Here is a 15,050-nt window from a genome sequence, read left to right on the forward strand (position 1 = left end):
GATGAAGCCGCGGCGGGGCTTGAGATCGACGAAGCGGACTCGCTCCCGCAGAAGCATCCGCCAACGGGCTCGACCCAGTTCCATCATGAAATTCCTCTCGGCCTTTCTCGCTGGCGATGGATCTATCCGTCGAGAATAGCGACGGCCCGGGTCCAGCCCGCCGAGGCGCGTTCGATCTTCACCGGGAAGCAGGACACCATGAATCCGGTCGATGGCAGTTGCTCGAGGTTGTGCAACTTCTCGATGTGGCAATAGCCGATGTGACGGCCGGCCTTGTGGCCTTCCCAGATCAGGCTGGCGTCCTTGGTCTCGGCATATTTCTTTGCGGTGTAGACGAACGGTGCATCCCAGCTCCAGCCGTCGATGCCGGTCAGCCGCACGCCGCGCTCCAGAAGATACATGGTCGCCTCATAGCCCATGCCGCAGCCCGAGGTGACGTAATCCTGCCGGCCGTATTTGACGCCGGCGCTGGTATTGACCACCACGATTTCCAGCGGCGACAGTGTATGACCGATACGCTTGAGCTCGTTCTCCACGTCCTTGGCGGTCGCGACATAGCCGTCGGCAAAATGCCGGAAGTCGAGCTTCACGCCCGGCTGCAGACACCATTCCAGCGGCACCTCGTCGATGGTCCAGGATCGCTCGCCTCGGTTCATGGTGGGATGGAAGTGCCAGGGCGCATCCAGATGCGTGCCGTTGTGGGTCGAGAGCTGCACCTGCTCGACCGCCCAGCCCTGCCCGTCCGGCAATTCTTCGGCCTTCAGCCCGTCAAAGAACTGCAGCATGCGCGGCAGGCCCTGCTGATGGTCGATGTACTGGATGGTCGGATGACCGCCCGGTGGATCGGCGGGTACATCGTTTTGCAGGGGAACGGAGATATCGATCAACTTACGCGCCATTGGCGTTTCCTCGCTGAATGTTTTTGGTTCTTGTTGTGGTGGCGTGGGTCGCGGCGGCCTATTGCCGTTCGACCCGGTTCTTCAGGATACCGATCTTTTCGACTTCAAGCTCGATGCTGTCGCCGTGTTCGAGATACCAGCCGAGTTCCAGTCCGCAGCCATTGCCGACCGTGCCGGAGCCGATGAATTCGCCGGGCATCAGGGTCTCGTCCTTGGTGACATGGGCGATAATCTCCTCGAATGAAAACAGCATTCCATCGGAAACCCCTTGCGAGCGCATCTTGCCGTTGACGCGCACTTCCATCTTGAGCTTGTAGGGGTCTCCGATTTCGTCCGGTGTGATGATCCACGGTCCCATCACATTGCCGCCATCGAAACTCTTGCCTTTTGCGGGGCCGAGCCGCCCCTCCATTTCGATACGCTGGGCGTCGCGCGCAGAAAAATCGTTGAAGATCGTATAACCGAAGATGTGATCCTTGGCTTTCGCGGCGGAAATGTTGGCACCTTTGTTCTTGGTGATGATGCCGAATTCGCATTCATAGTCCATCACCTGACTGTAGCGCGGCCACTTTACGGTGGTGTTGGTGCCACGGACGCTGAAGCGGTTGGTGATGTAATAGATCGGCTGCTTGCGATAGACCTCCGGCAATTCGCCGAGCGGCTCGGCCTCGATCCGCGCCAGTTCCGCCATGTCGTTCCTGGCGCGTGCGGCAAGCTTGAGCTGGCCGCGCGGGGCCTGGAGAATATGCAGCGGGAACGACATGCCGTCCCGCATCTGCCGCGGCTCCGGGATCGGGGCGAGGATATCGGCCGTTGCAGTGGATACCGACAAGGTCTCGTCCTTGCCGTGCTTGTCGAACACCGCCGATGCCTGTTCGAGCGCGCCTTCGCCGGCGTCGATCAGGGCAAGCATGGAAGCGAAGGCCGGATTGGCGGCGCCGTTCCGGCTGGCGGCCGCGGCGAGATCGAACAATTTGCCGTCGCCGGAATGCACGATCCCGACCTTTTCCTGACCGCCGGATTTGAATGTTGCGAGTTTCATTGTGCGCCGCCCTCTTGCTTTTGGATGAAATATATGATCAAAAAATATCGATAATCAAGCACCAAAAATGTAAACCGGGGAGATGGCGGTGAAAACGATCCTTGCAACCTTTGCGGTCAGCCTGGCGCTGACGGGAGCTGCCGTCGCGCAGGCCAAGATTCAGGTCGGTTGCACGGCGACGTCGGATTGCGCCTCCGCCATGGTGGCGATCGACGAAGGCATCTTCAAAAAGCACGGGCTTGAAGTCGAGATGACGCCGATCGGCATCAATTCGAACATCCCCGCTGCGATCCTTTCCAACTCGATTCAGATCGGTGGGCCAACCTCGACCGTGTTCCTGCAGGCCGTTGACGGCGGCCTCGACCTCGTCGCCATCGCCGGCGCGTCGATCATGAGCCCGGCCACCAACGGCAACATCACGGCCTTCGTCCGCAACGGCATTACCATCAAGGAACCGAAGGATTTCGTCGGCAAGAAAGTCGGCGCGCCCGGCCTCAACGCCTTCCTGCATGTGCTGTTCGTAAAGTGGCTGGTGGACAAAGGTGTCGATCCCAAAAGCGTCAATTTCGTCGAGGTCACCTTCCCGACCATGGCCGACATCATCAAGTCCGGCGGCGTCGATGCCGTGCTCACGGCCGAGCCGTTCGTAACGCGCATGCTCAACGCAGGATTGGGCTCGGTCGGGGCGCGTTATGCAGTTGAACTCGCGCGCACCGAGCCGATCATTTTCTACGCGGCATCCCGCGAATGGGCCGACAAGAACGCCGTCGCGATCAAGAAATTTCGCGATGCGATCGCCGAATCTGCGCTGATCGTCAATGGCGATCGCGAAAAGGCCTCCACGTCGATTTCCAAATTCACCAAGCAGCCGATCGAATTGGTCAAGGCGACGCCCCCGAACCAATCCGTGCCGGTGATCAAGCCCGAGCAGTTGAGCTGGTGGATCGAGGTGATGTCGTCGCAGAAAATGCTGCAATCCAAGCTCGATACCGCCAAACTGGTCCTGAAGTGAGGCTGTTGCAATGTCGACTACCGAGCGCAATTTGACCCAACCCGCGACTGAGGCCGCAACTTTAAGCGAGCGCGCAGCCACGCTGGTCGAGCACGACATACTGGCCGGGCATCTCGCGCCGGGATCGCGGCTTGGGATCATCGATCTGGTTCAGCGCTATGAGATCGGCGCGACGCCGCTGCGCGAAGGATTGTCGCGGCTGACGTCGCGCGGGCTGATCGTCGGAACCGGCCAGCGCGGTTTTCGCGTCGCCGACGTCAGCCGCGAGGATCTGCACGATATCACCTTGATGCGGACCGCAGTCGAGATCGAGGCTATCAGACTGGCGATTACCCATGGCGACGATGCCTGGGAGGCCGGCATCGTCAGCACGCTGCACCAGATGCGCCGGCACATCGAGCGGACCGGCGATGAATTCCGCGAAGGTGCCGGGGACTTCGACCGGCTGCACAAGGGTTTCCACACCGCGCTACTGACCGGCTGCGGCTCCAAGCGGCTGCTGGCCGCGCATTCCGATCTCTACGACCAGGCCTACCGCTATCGCCGCGTGATGATGCGCTCCCTCGAGAGCGGCAAGAAATTCGTACGCGTCCACCAATTGCTCGCCGACCGCGTTCTCTCCCGCGATATCGCCGGCGCGCAGGCGATGCTGGAGGCGCATCTGCGTTCGACGATCGACATCGTCTACCCCACTGGAAGCGAGAGCTGACGCCATGGCAAACGCCGCAAAACGCTTCGAGGTCATTCCCGGCCAGCCCAGACCGCAGATCGCGTTCACCGACACTACGCTCCGGCTCGGTGGCAAGACCATCATCGAGAATTTGAGCCTTGGCGTCCGGCCCGGCGAATTCCTCTGCGTCGTCGGTGCGTCCGGTTGCGGCAAGACCACCGCGCTGCGGCTGGCGGCGGGGCTCTACCAGCCGACCAGCGGCCAGGTGGATTTCGATGGCCAGCTGATGCTGCATCCGCGGCGCGAGATCGCCATCGTCTTCCAGGATTACGGCAAGGCGCTGCTGCCGTGGCGCACCGCCGCCGGCAATGTGTCGCTGGCGCTCGAAGCGGGCGGAATGCCGGCCGCCGAGCGCCCTGCCCGCATCGAGGAATTATTGCGCACGGTCGGCCTGCCCGGCCACGCCGGCAAATATCCCGCTGAAATGTCCGGCGGCATGCAGCAGCGGCTGCAGATCGCACGATGCCTGGCGCAGGAACCGAAGACGCTATTGATGGACGAGCCGTTCGGCGCGCTGGACGCGATGACGCGGCAGGGCTTGCAGGACGAGGTGCTGGCACTGGTGGCTGCAAGCGGCGCCACCGTGATCTTCGTGACGCATGATCTGGACGAAGCCATCTATCTCGGCGACCGCGTCATCGGCCTGTTGCCGCATCCCGGACGGATCGGCATTGAGCTTGCGGTCAATCTGCCGCGGCCGCGCGATCAGCTTTCGACCCGCGAACACCCGGAATTTCTGCGGCTGCGGCGCCAGTTGTTCGACTTCATCAAGGCGACCGAACAGTGACGACGGCTAACGCCAAGGACAAGGCTAAAGCGCTGATACTGCCAATGGCGGTGCTGCTCGCCTTCGAGGCCTGGGCGCGCGCGACGCATCTGCAAAGCGACAGCCTGGCGCCACCAAGCGAGATCATGATGGCGCTCGCCGGCGCCTTTGCAGACTTCTCCATCCTCTCAGCAACGCGCGACACGCTGTTCTCGGCCTTTGCGGGCCTCGCGATTGGCACCGTCATCGGGCTGGCACTCGGCATTGCCTTCGGGATTTCCGACACGCTCAACCGCCTGATGGAGGTGACGGTCGAGGCAATCCGGCCGATCCCGTCGATCGCCCTGCTGCCGATCGCGCTGATCGCGCTCGGTTTCGGCTATCGCATGGAAATCGTGATCGTAGCGTTCGCCTGTGTCTGGCCGATCCTGATCCTGAGCCGGGCGGCGGTACGCAGTATCGAACCGCGGCTGATGGAAGTATCGCGGGCGCTGCGGCTACCAGCTGCGCAGCGGGTCTGGAAGATCATCATCCCCGCCGCGCTGCCGCGGATCTTCGTGGCGTTCCGGCTGTCGGCCGGTATCGCGCTGATCGTCGCCGTCACGGTCGAAATCGCGATCAATCCGCTGGGGCTGGGCGCCGGGATCATGCTGGCGCAGCAAGCGCTGCGGCCCGACCTGATGCTGGCCTATCTGGTCTGGATCGGCGCCATCGGTTACGCGCTGAATATCCTGCTGGTGGTGGCGCAGCACCGCCTGTTCGGCCGCGCCGCGTTGAGTGGAGACAGCGCATGAACCGCAACGCGAGCCTCTGGCTCTGGCGCGCCGCAAGCTTTGCGGTCGCCGCCTCCTTCATTGCGCTGTGGCAATTAATTGCCACTCTGAAGCTGGTCTCGCCGGTGTTCCTGCCGGGCCCGGACCGGGCCTGGGCCTCGCTGGTGCGCGGATTTTCCAACGGCGATCTCTGGAGCAAGCTCGCCGGTACGCTCGAGCACATGGCCTATGGCTGGCTCGCCGCATCGATCGCCGGTATCGCGATCGGCGCGATCATCGGCTCGTCGCTGATAATGCGCACCTATGTGGCGCCGTCGCTGGAGTTTTTGCGGCCGTTGCCGGTATCGGCCATCATCCCGGTCGCGATTGCGATGCTGGGGCTGACGCAGGCCATGGCGCTGTTCGTGATCGCGTTCGGCGCTATCTGGCCGATCATGCTGGCAACCATCCATGGTTTTGCCGCAGTCGAGCCGCGGCTCTACGAGGTGGCGCGGTCACTGCAGATGTCCAGACTGGCTGTGATATTCAAGGTCGCACTGCCGTCGGCCAGTCCCGACATTCTGGCCGGCATGCGCCTTAGCCTGACGGTGGCGCTGATCCTCTCCGTGGTCTGCGAAATCCTCGCCGGCCTCGACGGTCTCGGCCATTGGGTGCTGCTCTCGGCTAGAGCCTTCCGCTCGGCCGATCTTTTCGCCGGCGTCATCCTGCTCGGTGTGACCGGCTACGTAACGTCGGTGGCGATGTCGATGGCCGAACATCGCCTGCTGGCGTGGCAGGCCTCGCAGCGGTAATGCGGACCAGGCGAGCCATGGCGCCAGTAAGCGACAGAAAGGGTTGCGCTGTGAATCCCTCATGCTGGCGGATGGCATTCGTCCCTGAGTCAAATTGACTCACCCGCGACCAACTTGATGGCCGAGAGGCCATTGCGCAGCAGCGGGCATCGATCACGAAAACAGAAAGGTGCCTATCAGCAAACCGGCTGCAAATGACCAGAGGCCCAGAGTACAAAATGAGACCACGCGGACAAGGATACGGAGGTCGTGGTCTTGCGCGACTTTGTGGGATAGGTCCGTCATTTCAGCCACCGCCTGCGTTGGCCGCTAGGTTAAGGCTAGGATCGCTGTTTCGGCCCAAAAACAGGCAAAAAATGGGCAATCAAGCTTAGAGATTCAGGCGAAAACCAGATCAACCGTTGCTCAAAGTCACCAGTCGCACCGCGATCTGTGGCGACAAGGCGAATCATTTTGACTGTGCAGCGGGGCGAGTTGCTTACTTGAGCAACCCTGCGAGATCGCCAATGTTCGAGGCCGTTGCAGCATTTCTGATGATTCTCAGCGTCGGCATCCTTGTCGCTCACGCGCTGGACGCTTACAGGTCGTGGAAATAGTTCAGCTTGGGGCCGTGCGGGTCACGGGGGAGCGCGCGCCTTACCGATCTCTTTTGAGCTTCCATTTTCCCCCAGTGATGCTCTTTGGCGTCGGGATTGAACTGCCGGACTTCATGGCGGTGGATCGCCTTTAGCGTCACCATGCGTGCCAATATCATCCAGGCGATCCTGCGCTCTGCAGCATACGTCAGCATCTCCGCGGCCGTCGTGACCGCCGGCACATTGCGTTCTGATTTGAGGACTGTGCGAACAGCCATTCGAGGCACGGGAAATTAAGTGGAATGGTCGGGCAACGAGGTTTGAAGATATATGAGCGGGCTCAATCCTCCAGAGTTCTAGCGATCGGTTGGTCGCTCCAGCGTCGTTTGATGACTGGCAGGTTGAGGGTGACCTGGCAACCTCGTCAACATGGGTCGCATCGCAGCAGAACTCGCGCACGATGCGGATGGTGAGCCGCCAGTCTGTGGAAAGCGAAACCTAGCTATGTTCGCCGTGTGTCATCTTCAGGAGATGCTGCTCCGATTTGAGATGAAATACGACGACCGTGATTGGCGGGTTGGTGGCCCGCACAAGGAGGCGGCATGAAGCGCCGGCGCCGATCAATGCGGAAAGCGCAACCGCCAGCGGATTGCCGGGCACGCCCGACGTATGAGGCGCTAACGGCGAATTAACCGCGCGCTGTCACCCTGATCGTGGCCTTCTGGTGGTCACGAGTAACTGAGAAGAGCCGTCGCTGTGCCAACCCAGCGGCGGCTTATTCGTGAGGTGATCCCATGCGCTATCAGGCATTCACGAACGATAGCCTCACCATGATGTACGAAGCCGTCCGGGGAGCGCTAGCTGCCGACGACGCGGTGGAGCGCGAGGGCGGCGAGCCGAAATTCAAGGTCCGCGACACGCCGGACTGGAAAAAGCATGCAGCCGACCTTGAAGCTGAGATGCTGAAGCGAGGAATGAATTTCAGCGTGATCGAATGGCACGAGGGCCAGGAGAAGCTTCCGTTCGATTGGTCCGGCCGGGACCGCGTTCGCCGGCAGTAGCCCCTAGGTTGCCAATCGCACGGCAACAGACGCCCCGATAACTGCGGATGCAAAGGCGACTTGGGAACTCACACCAAGCGGCCAATCAAGTTTGCGCTTGGTGTGCATCCAGTTGTGAAAGCGCACAAGGGTGGCCAAGGGCTGGCGAGGATAAAGCATATAAATCAACTTCAGTGGATCCGGGAGCATCCCCCCAACGGCACCAGCCAGGACGGCGACCATGTTCGCTTTCGTCCCAACGATTCCGACTGCGAGGACGAGGCCCGCGAACCCGTCGAAGCCGATCACGGCCAAATCGCGTATCCGTGCCGCGGTTATCCGCCAATTACTTCGAGCGCCGGCTCTCAGCGATATCGATCTGAGCGGATAATCCCAATGCGGGATTGAGTCGATCACGAAATGGCTTGCAAAGCCCGCCACGAATGCGGCAACCGGATGGGACGGCATCAGAGTGGCAAGAGCCGCCCCAACGACCGCATGTGTGCTCAGGATCATCTCAAACCTATAGTGGCCGCCTCGGTTGGCTGCCGGATAATCGCGAGCAAATCGAGATAAGTCGTATCGTTGGGGTTGACCTTCAGGACGCCTGCGATGGCAGTGAAACCATTTGGACCCGCCTTGCCTGATCGCTGCCGTTGAGTAAGCTCGGCGAGCTCAGTAGCTGGATCTGTAAGTTCGACGACAACCTTTCCACGGCGCCCCATTCTTCCCATAGCCTTCCCACATTTCTGGGAAGATTTAGTGATAGAAATTCAGACTAACCCATTGAATTTGTTGGTCGGGGCAGCTGGATTCGAACCAACGACCTGCAGTACCCAAAATGGCTTCATTTGCATTCTGCTGGCAATGCTGAAACGACCTGCACAGGATAAACCGTTGATTTGACGCGTCTCTACCACGTCACCCTGTTCATCGGAATGCAAATAGTCTCACTAAATGGCCACCCCGGGGTGCCGGCTGATATTTCAGCCGCGCGTGTCGGCCTTTTTAAAACCCGGTATCTAAGCCTTCCCGGAGAGCCAGGGCGTGTACTCATAATCCGATCACACCCGCTCTGCCCTCAGGAGCGGACATGGTCAGTTTGCCACGGCACGTCCGAAAAGTGCCTGCCATGAACGGACTCGTAGGTTCCTACTCGATCATTCGCGCCCTGCTGGCGCGGAATTGTTGCGGACGTGACGGTATGCACAAAAAGAAAGGCCGCCTGCGTTGGCGCAAGCGGCCCAAGTCTAGGGAGGAAACGCCCAAGGAGGGCTGCGATAGCGCGAGGGCGCTACCGCACCCCCTAGCTAAGATGATCGCGATCGGCGGCTCAATTGGACGTAGGTAGACGTCGGGTATCTCAACGGGTCGCGGAACGATACGAAGGTTTATGGCGCTCGCCCTTAAAGCCGACCACTTCCGCAAGGGGGTCAAAAGCGCCGTTTTGGCGGTCTGTCGGCCACTTCCGCTCTACCTCGGCAAGCAGGCATAGTCCGAGTTCGTCGGCGTGTCTCAATCGTGCCCAACAGCAGACATTGCTTGAAATCACTCGATCACTTCGTCGGCGCGCTGCTGGAGAGACAGCGGTACCTCAAGACCAATCGCCTTTGCGGCCTTGAGGTTTATCATCATCTCGAATTTGGTTGGTTGCTCGACTGGCAGGTCGGCGGGCTTTGCCCCTCTAAAGATCTTGTCAACGTAGGTCGCTGCCCGGCGATAGACGTCAGGGAAACTCGGTCCATAGAAGATCAGCCCGCCTGCTTCGACAAACTCCCGGCCGCCGTAGATCGCCGGCAGCCGACCCCTTGCGGCAAGATCTGCGATCAGACCGCGGTGCGCCTGGGTCAGTGCCTCGAGTCCCACTATGATCGCGTCCGAGCTCTTGTCGAGCGCACCAAAAGCCTGCTCGATGTCCTCGCGCTTGCGCACGTCGAACAACCGAAAGCGCCAGCCCCGGGACTGCGCGCCTTTTTGAAGCTCCTTCAATTGCGGCGCGGTGACAGGATTACCCATGTTTAGAAGCGCGGCGATGCCCGTGGTCGAAGGCGCGATCTCCTTGAGCAATTCCATACGCTTGGCTTCAAGCTCGGGCTGCACCCCGCTCAAGCCCGTGATGTTTCCGCCTGGCCGCGCGAGGCTGTCGACCACGAGCAGTGGCTCGCCGACGATCATGACCACAGGAATGGTACTCGTCGCCCGCTTGACCGCGAGCGCGGCTGGTGTGCCGCGGGCGATGATTAGTTCGGGATTGCGGCCGATCACGTCTGCCACAAGGCCAGGGTAGAGCGCGGCATTGCCGTCTGCGGACCGATAGTCAAAGACAAAATTGCGTCCCTCGACGTATCCAAGCTCTTCCAATCCACGCCGCAAGGCAGCGAGATTGGCCGCGTTGAGTTGCGCCGCTATCGGCTCGACCATTCCAATGCGGTAAGTCCGGCCGGTCGGCTGTGCCTGTGCTGCGAATTGCGGCGTTACTGTCGTTGCGGCAAGAGCTGCCAGAAATTCACGACGGTGCATGTCCACCTCAATGCTCGTGATCGGAAATAGTATCAGCTTCGACGGGCTTATACGAAGCTCTGGCGCTGGGCGCCCATTGTCCGTTCCGGGTCGATTGTGTTGCAAAAGTCGAAAATCGAATACCCCTAAAACTCTCGCGAACGTTGATCTTTGCACTTCTCTGCCGCTGCGTCGCTTTTCAACGCCGCTACGGAGGTCCGTGATCGATTTTGGATGAAACAATAAGGTCCCTCACGTCGCCGTGCGTAAAACGCATCTGCGGCTCTAAGAATTTTCGTTCGTCACCCCAAAACGACTTTTGCAACAATATCGGCCAACAACGGACTCGTGCACCGCAGCAGATGGCACAATTTTTCGACACACCCTTGCGGCCAAACCCCGCTGGCGCGTCGATCAGGGATCGATGAGCACTCCCGGGTTGAGCATGCCTTGCGGATCGAGTTCTCTTTTTGCTGCCCGAAACGCGGCCGCGAAAAGCCCCGGGCGCTGACGATCGTACCAAGGCCGATGATCACGGCCAACAGCATGATGATGCGTGATAGTACCACCCGCCTCAATCAGCGCATCGCTGGCCGCATTCTTGATCGCCTGCCACTGTTCCAGAAGAGCACCGTGGCGGCCGAGTGCGTGGAAAGAGAAATACGGTGCGGGCCCGTCCGGATAGACATGGGTGAAGCGGCAGGTCACCTCGCCCTTTACGCCAGTCGCCTGGAGGATCGCACGCTCCGTCGCCGCCTTCACTTCGTCGTGGAAACTTTCGAACCGATCCCAGGTGATAGCGGTCTCAAAGGTGTCATTGATGAGACCGGCCGGCGTCAGAAACTCGCGCGCATAGGGCATACGAATAAATGCGCTGCGCCAGATTCCTGCCGCGCCTTCGAGATGTGCATCGCCGGCCTTTGCGGCCTCCGGCGTCCCGCCATGGTCGGCGCAGCATTCGAGCGCGCGTGCCATCCAGGGGTCCGGCGAATGGTCGCCGGATTCAAAGCCCAGCACCATGATCGCGACGCTGCCGTCGGCGGCGCCGGTGTTGAATGCCTCTTGCGGGTCAAGAATGCGGCAGTTCGATGGATAGAGGCCGGCCTGTGCGATGGCGCGCAGCGCGCGCGCCGCACCGAAGAACGAATGGAAACGAACCGATGCGCCGGCACGGAATTTCGGGCGTGGCTGCAATCGCATCCAGGCGCGCGAAATCACCCCGAGCGTGCCTTCCGAGCCGATGAACATGCGGTCGGGGCTCGGTCCGGCACCCGATCCCGGCAAGCGGCGCGTTTCCAGCACGCCGCGCGGGGTTACGACGCGCAGGCTTTCGACGAAATCGTCAATATGCGTGTAGAGACTAGCGAAATGGCCGCCTGATCGCGTCGCGATCCAGCCGCCAAGGGTTGAATATTCGAAACTCTGTGGAAAATGCCGCAACGTGAGGCCATGCGGCTTAAGCTGGCTCTCCAGCGATGGACCATAGGCACCACCTTCGATCAGTGCGGCGCGCGATATGTGATCCACCTCGACAACCTTACCGAGATTGCGGAGGTCAAGTGTGATCGCCGCCTTATAGCGAAGCCCGTCGACTCGCGGCTCGACACCGCCGCAGACGCTCGACCCGCCCCCGAACGGCGTCAGCGAGGCGCTGGCACCACCGGCCCAATCCATCACAGCGGAAATCTCTGCTTCGTTGCGTGGATAGGCAACCACGTCGGGCGCGCTGTCGTAGTCACCGAGCATGGCTCGCACGTAGTCTGGATAGGATTTGCCATAGGCGTGCGCGACGCGATCGTAGCGTTCGCTCGTGCAGAAAGTGGCAAGTGAGGCCGGCGGCGCCACGCGCGGCACGCGCAGCGCCAGGTCCTCGAGACGCGGGACAGTTTTTGTCTCAAATGCATCGCGTGCAAATTTTGCGCGATAACGGCCGAGCACAAAGGCCTGCTCCTCAGCAGTCATGCCTTCGTCTTCACGGCCCCAGCCGTAATGTTTTGGCCTCGCACCGCTCATGGCTTCCTCCCTCTGTTTTCTAACTGTGACTTTGGAGTTAGCCGCCATACCGGCTTTTAATCATGTGAACGCGTAAAGGGCACAAAGCGCACGAGAGCGACGGCGCGCGTCGTCGTCTTGTCAGGGGCAATTTTCTCGACGACCGTGAGGTGCTGAGTGGTGTAAGCGGGCCCGACCGGCATGACGAGCCGACCACCCACTTTAAGCTGCTCAATCAGCGGCGGTGGTGGCTGCCCGAGCGCGGCGGTCACGACGATGGCGTCAAAAGGACCGCATTCGGGCCAGCCGCCATAACCGTCGCCAAGCCTGACGCTTACGTTGTCATACGCGAGGTCTCTTAGTGTTTTCGCGGCGGCCTCGGCCAATGCCGGGATAATCTCGATCGTGCAGACCTTTCGCGCCAAGTGCGCAAGGATGGCGGCCTGATAGCCCGAACCCGTACCGACTTCGAGCACGACATGATCCGGAGCGATCCGGGCTAACTGGGTCATCAAGGCGACGATGAACGGCTGCGATATGGTCTGGCCGAGGCCGATCGGAATCGGCCTGTCCGCGTATGCGATGGAGCAAGATCGCTCAGGGATGAACAGATGGCGTTTCGTTTGCCCCATGGCCTCAAGGACCCTCTCCGACAGGGCCTGCTGTCCCAAAACATTGGCGTCGGACCGGGCGTAGGCCCGGACGGTTTCGACCATGGCGGCGCGTTCGCGGACACATTCGGCGTCCTGTGCGGTCGCTTCCCGCGCGACGGCAACCATGGAAAGCACGAGCAGCAGCAAGCTCTTCATGATGCTGCGGTCTCCAGTCGGTCCACGATTCGCGTCGACCGCTTGAGGGCAACGAGTGGATTCGACCGATCAGCCGTTAAGCGAAAACACGGCGTCCAGCGACTGACCGTAATTCGGCAGCCTTGATACCATGACTGCATCTGGCCGGTAAGTTGACTTCTCTCCGTACACATTGCCGCGGAAATGGCAGGACAGGACATGGCCCCGCCTCACTTGGTTCCCCTGTGAGCTCTATCGAATGTCTCTTGTTAGCACTTCGGCTACGCTCAGGCCATCACGCTAGTCGTTGCTCCGGCTGGCGAGCGGCCCAACGCTCTTGACCGGGATTCCCCACCTAATGTCCGTTGCGGGTCACAAGGCGAAGTCCCGAAGTTGCTTGGGGAAGTTCACCCAAAAAGCGGACATCTCGCATTTATGAGTACGCGTCCTAATACCCGCCACACAACGTTGAAGCACCTCAATGAGGTCCCTCCTAGCGAGGAACCTTCTTTGCCGATTGGGTCGGACTCATCTTTATCCTGCGTCCCGCTGAAAGCGGCTTTGGAGGTTGCTCTCCGCGCGATGGGACTCTGAAAAAAATCAGCGATAGGAATTGAGAGCGCTTTGGCCAGCTTATCGAGCTCCGATACGGTTGGATTCTCTAGCCCACGCTCCAAACTACTCACGTAGGTACGGTCAATTTTGAGCGTCTACGGCGAGTTTCTCCTGCGAGAGTCCGCGCTCGATAAAACCACGGTCCATAGTCGACATATTTCTGCAGGTGAGTTCGTCTCTTCTCGGGCTGAGACGGAGACTCGCGGCCCCAGATGTGGGCCTGACGCCCCGGAAGAGCTGCGCCTCACTTAGACAAGCGCGGCTGCCAAATCGGAGACGGTGATGAAAAGTGCGCAGATGCAAAGAGCAGAACCAGCGGGCCCGGCCGCGCAGGTTCGACAAATGATTTCGATCAAGGATGTTATGAAAAGGATTCCAGTCAGCCGAGCCACGATCGAGCGGAAAGTGAAGGATGGCACCTTTCCGGAGATGTACTCAATCGCGCCGATGCGGGTCGGGTTCTTCCTCGACGAAGTCCTCGCTTGGCAGAAGGCATTGATTGAGAAAGCGATCACCAACGGAACAATAAAAGGCCACCCGGAGGCTACCCTGGCACTGCCGTGCTAATTCGCGAGACTGCTAAGTCACTGATAATACAAATATTTGGTCGGGGCAGCTGGATTCGAACCAACGACCTGCAGTACCCAAAACTGCCGCGCTACCAGGCTGCGCTATACCCCGATTGGTGCTGGGAATTGACGTCGATACACGCTTGGGGGCCCGCCAGCAAGGCGCTGGTCGGCGCCTGGAGCGGGATGAGGCAAGGTTGGGGGCGTGACGACGGACCATTTTTCTTGCTGTTCCCCGGAGGACGCAAGGCAGCGCGAGTGCCGCGAGCCGGGGCCCATTCTACTTTGCATGGGGTTGTTTTCGTAATTTTTGTCCGCACCTCCGGTGGACGCCCATAGCGCGTCGAAGACGCGCGTAAACGCGCTGGCGGAGGCGCTGCGTGCGTCGGGGACACGAAACCCACCCCCGGATCAAGTCCGAGGGCATGCTTCGTTTGGAAACGCCCTAGCGGCCGTTGAACAGGGGGTGGGCCACCCGGTCGCCGGGCCTGATGCCGTATTTTTGCGCCGTGCCGGCGATCACCTCCAGCACCCCCTTGGCGAGCCCGCCCGAGGAGATGATCTTGGTCGACATCGGCTCGGTATTTTCCGCGATCCTCAGGATCCGGCCATCGGCGCGGATGAAGATCATGTCGAGCGAGATGTAGGTGTTCTTCATCCACATCGAGATCTGTTGTTCGGGCGAGAAATCGAACAGCATGCCTTTGCCGTCGGGCAATTCCTTGCGGTACATCAGCCCGGTGGTCTTCTCCTCTTCGGTCGTCGCCATCTCGACCGAAAACACCTGCACGCCGGACTTGGTGGCGATCTCGAGCGGATGGAAGCTCGCGGCCCGCGCGGTCGCGCCAAGGCTTGCCAGCATGCCGAGCCCAACGATCAGCGACGTCACCAACCGTCCGCGCCGACCGGTCCGCGCAACCATCGAAACCAAATTCATAACAACACTCACGCCGGACATC

The 15,050-nt window shown here is 60.6% G+C and carries 16 protein-coding genes and 1 tRNA gene; 7 read left to right on the plus strand and 10 right to left on the minus strand.

What is annotated here, in order from left to right:
- Positions 1–122: 122 nt before the first annotated feature.
- Entirely contained in the window at positions 123–899 is a 777-nt protein-coding gene (locus JQ567_RS17915) for a cyclase family protein (RefSeq protein ID WP_212440055.1), read from the minus strand.
- A 58-nt stretch (positions 900–957) separates the two neighbouring features.
- Entirely contained in the window at positions 958–1,941 is a 984-nt protein-coding gene (locus JQ567_RS17920) for a fumarylacetoacetate hydrolase family protein (RefSeq protein ID WP_212440056.1), read from the minus strand.
- Between the two features lie 97 nt (positions 1,942–2,038).
- On the opposite strand from JQ567_RS17920, the gene JQ567_RS17925 reads away from it, so the two are divergent.
- From JQ567_RS17925 to JQ567_RS17945, 5 genes are read left to right on the plus strand one after another with little or no spacing between them, the layout of a single operon-like run.
- Positions 2,039–2,953 (plus strand): ABC transporter substrate-binding protein, encoded by a 915-nt coding sequence (locus JQ567_RS17925; RefSeq protein WP_312017424.1) that lies wholly within the window; start codon positions 2,039–2,041, stop codon positions 2,951–2,953.
- Positions 2,954–2,963: 10 nt separating this feature from the next.
- The gene (locus JQ567_RS17930; RefSeq protein ID WP_212440058.1) at positions 2,964–3,662 is read left to right on the plus strand and encodes a GntR family transcriptional regulator; all 699 of its coding nucleotides are present in this window, start codon (positions 2,964–2,966) and stop codon (positions 3,660–3,662) included.
- Positions 3,663–3,666: 4 nt separating this feature from the next.
- Complete coding sequence (locus JQ567_RS17935; RefSeq protein WP_212440059.1) at positions 3,667–4,470, plus strand: ABC transporter ATP-binding protein; 804 nt, start codon at positions 3,667–3,669, stop codon at positions 4,468–4,470.
- Positions 4,471–4,514: 44 nt separating this feature from the next.
- Positions 4,515–5,243: an ABC transporter permease gene (locus JQ567_RS17940; RefSeq protein ID WP_212440095.1), complete on the plus strand. Its 729-nt coding sequence runs from the start codon at positions 4,515–4,517 to the stop codon at positions 5,241–5,243.
- Complete coding sequence (locus tag JQ567_RS17945) at positions 5,240–6,013, plus strand: ABC transporter permease (RefSeq protein WP_212440060.1); 774 nt, start codon at positions 5,240–5,242, stop codon at positions 6,011–6,013. The genes JQ567_RS17940 and JQ567_RS17945 overlap by 4 nt, the downstream gene beginning before the upstream one ends.
- A 577-nt stretch (positions 6,014–6,590) precedes the next feature.
- Here the strand turns inward: JQ567_RS17945 and JQ567_RS17950 are convergent.
- Complete coding sequence (locus tag JQ567_RS17950) at positions 6,591–6,830, minus strand: hypothetical protein (RefSeq protein ID WP_212440061.1); 240 nt, start codon at positions 6,828–6,830, stop codon at positions 6,591–6,593.
- A gap of 552 nt (positions 6,831–7,382) precedes the next feature.
- On the opposite strand from JQ567_RS17950, the gene JQ567_RS17955 reads away from it, so the two are divergent.
- Positions 7,383–7,649, plus strand: coding sequence for a hypothetical protein (locus JQ567_RS17955; protein WP_212440062.1), 267 nt, complete (start codon positions 7,383–7,385; stop codon positions 7,647–7,649).
- 3 nt (positions 7,650–7,652) lie between these two features.
- Here JQ567_RS17955 and JQ567_RS17960 read toward each other — a convergent pair whose 3' ends face one another.
- From JQ567_RS17960 to JQ567_RS17980, 5 genes are all read right to left on the minus strand, one after another.
- Complete coding sequence (locus tag JQ567_RS17960; protein WP_212440063.1) at positions 7,653–8,144, minus strand: hypothetical protein; 492 nt, start codon at positions 8,142–8,144, stop codon at positions 7,653–7,655.
- 1,032 nt (positions 8,145–9,176) lie between these two features.
- Complete coding sequence (locus tag JQ567_RS17965; protein ID WP_249165533.1) at positions 9,177–10,148, minus strand: ABC transporter substrate-binding protein; 972 nt, start codon at positions 10,146–10,148, stop codon at positions 9,177–9,179.
- A 393-nt stretch (positions 10,149–10,541) separates the two neighbouring features.
- Entirely contained in the window at positions 10,542–12,140 is a 1,599-nt protein-coding gene (locus JQ567_RS17970; protein ID WP_212440096.1) for an FAD-binding oxidoreductase, read from the minus strand.
- A gap of 56 nt (positions 12,141–12,196) precedes the next feature.
- The gene (locus JQ567_RS17975; protein ID WP_409363615.1) at positions 12,197–12,898 is read right to left on the minus strand and encodes a protein-L-isoaspartate(D-aspartate) O-methyltransferase; all 702 of its coding nucleotides are present in this window, start codon (positions 12,896–12,898) and stop codon (positions 12,197–12,199) included.
- 416 nt (positions 12,899–13,314) lie between these two features.
- A complete protein-coding gene (locus JQ567_RS17980) occupies positions 13,315–13,593 on the minus strand; it encodes a helix-turn-helix transcriptional regulator (protein ID WP_312017423.1) in 279 nt (92 codons plus the stop codon).
- A 211-nt stretch (positions 13,594–13,804) separates the two neighbouring features.
- Between JQ567_RS17980 and JQ567_RS17985 the strand changes: the two genes are divergently transcribed.
- Positions 13,805–14,089 carry an AlpA family transcriptional regulator gene (locus JQ567_RS17985; protein ID WP_212440066.1) on the plus strand — a complete coding sequence of 95 codons (285 nt, stop codon included), beginning with the start codon at positions 13,805–13,807 and terminating at the stop codon, positions 14,087–14,089.
- Positions 14,090–14,126: 37 nt separating this feature from the next.
- Here JQ567_RS17985 and JQ567_RS17990 read toward each other — a convergent pair.
- Both JQ567_RS17990 and JQ567_RS17995 read right to left on the minus strand, forming a co-directional pair.
- Positions 14,127–14,203: transfer RNA gene (locus tag JQ567_RS17990), tRNA-Pro, on the minus strand.
- A 333-nt stretch (positions 14,204–14,536) separates the two neighbouring features.
- The gene (locus JQ567_RS17995) at positions 14,537–14,953 is read right to left on the minus strand and encodes a DUF192 domain-containing protein (protein WP_249165535.1); all 417 of its coding nucleotides are present in this window, start codon (positions 14,951–14,953) and stop codon (positions 14,537–14,539) included.
- Between the last annotated feature and the right edge of the window lie 97 nt (positions 14,954–15,050).

Origin of the sequence: Bradyrhizobium sp. AUGA SZCCT0431, assembly GCF_018131065.1 — a bacterium.
Taxonomy (GTDB): Bacteria; Pseudomonadota; Alphaproteobacteria; order Rhizobiales; family Xanthobacteraceae; genus Bradyrhizobium.

Excerpts from the sequence above, each read along its gene's own strand:
- JQ567_RS17915 (WP_212440055.1), bottom strand. The coding sequence starts at position 899 with ATGGCGCGTAAGTTGATCGATATCTCCGTTCCCCTGCAAAACGATGTA.
- JQ567_RS17920 (WP_212440056.1), bottom strand. The coding sequence starts at position 1,941 with ATGAAACTCGCAACATTCAAATCCGGCGGTCAGGAAAAGGTCGGGATC.
- JQ567_RS17930 (WP_212440058.1), top strand. The coding sequence starts at position 2,964 with ATGTCGACTACCGAGCGCAATTTGACCCAACCCGCGACTGAGGCCGCA.
- JQ567_RS17935 (WP_212440059.1), top strand. The coding sequence starts at position 3,667 with ATGGCAAACGCCGCAAAACGCTTCGAGGTCATTCCCGGCCAGCCCAGA.
- JQ567_RS17940 (WP_212440095.1), top strand. The coding sequence starts at position 4,515 with ATGGCGGTGCTGCTCGCCTTCGAGGCCTGGGCGCGCGCGACGCATCTG.
- JQ567_RS17945 (WP_212440060.1), top strand. The coding sequence starts at position 5,240 with ATGAACCGCAACGCGAGCCTCTGGCTCTGGCGCGCCGCAAGCTTTGCG.
- JQ567_RS17955 (WP_212440062.1), top strand. The coding sequence starts at position 7,383 with ATGCGCTATCAGGCATTCACGAACGATAGCCTCACCATGATGTACGAA.
- JQ567_RS17960 (WP_212440063.1), bottom strand. The coding sequence starts at position 8,144 with ATGATCCTGAGCACACATGCGGTCGTTGGGGCGGCTCTTGCCACTCTG.
- JQ567_RS17965 (WP_249165533.1), bottom strand. The coding sequence starts at position 10,148 with ATGCACCGTCGTGAATTTCTGGCAGCTCTTGCCGCAACGACAGTAACG.
- JQ567_RS17970 (WP_212440096.1), bottom strand. The coding sequence starts at position 12,140 with ATGAGCGGTGCGAGGCCAAAACATTACGGCTGGGGCCGTGAAGACGAA.
- JQ567_RS17975 (WP_409363615.1), bottom strand. The coding sequence starts at position 12,898 with ATGGTTGCCGTCGCGCGGGAAGCGACCGCACAGGACGCCGAATGTGTC.
- JQ567_RS17985 (WP_212440066.1), top strand. The coding sequence starts at position 13,805 with ATGAAAAGTGCGCAGATGCAAAGAGCAGAACCAGCGGGCCCGGCCGCG.
- JQ567_RS17995 (WP_249165535.1), bottom strand. The coding sequence starts at position 14,953 with ATGCTGGCAAGCCTTGGCGCGACCGCGCGGGCCGCGAGCTTCCATCCG.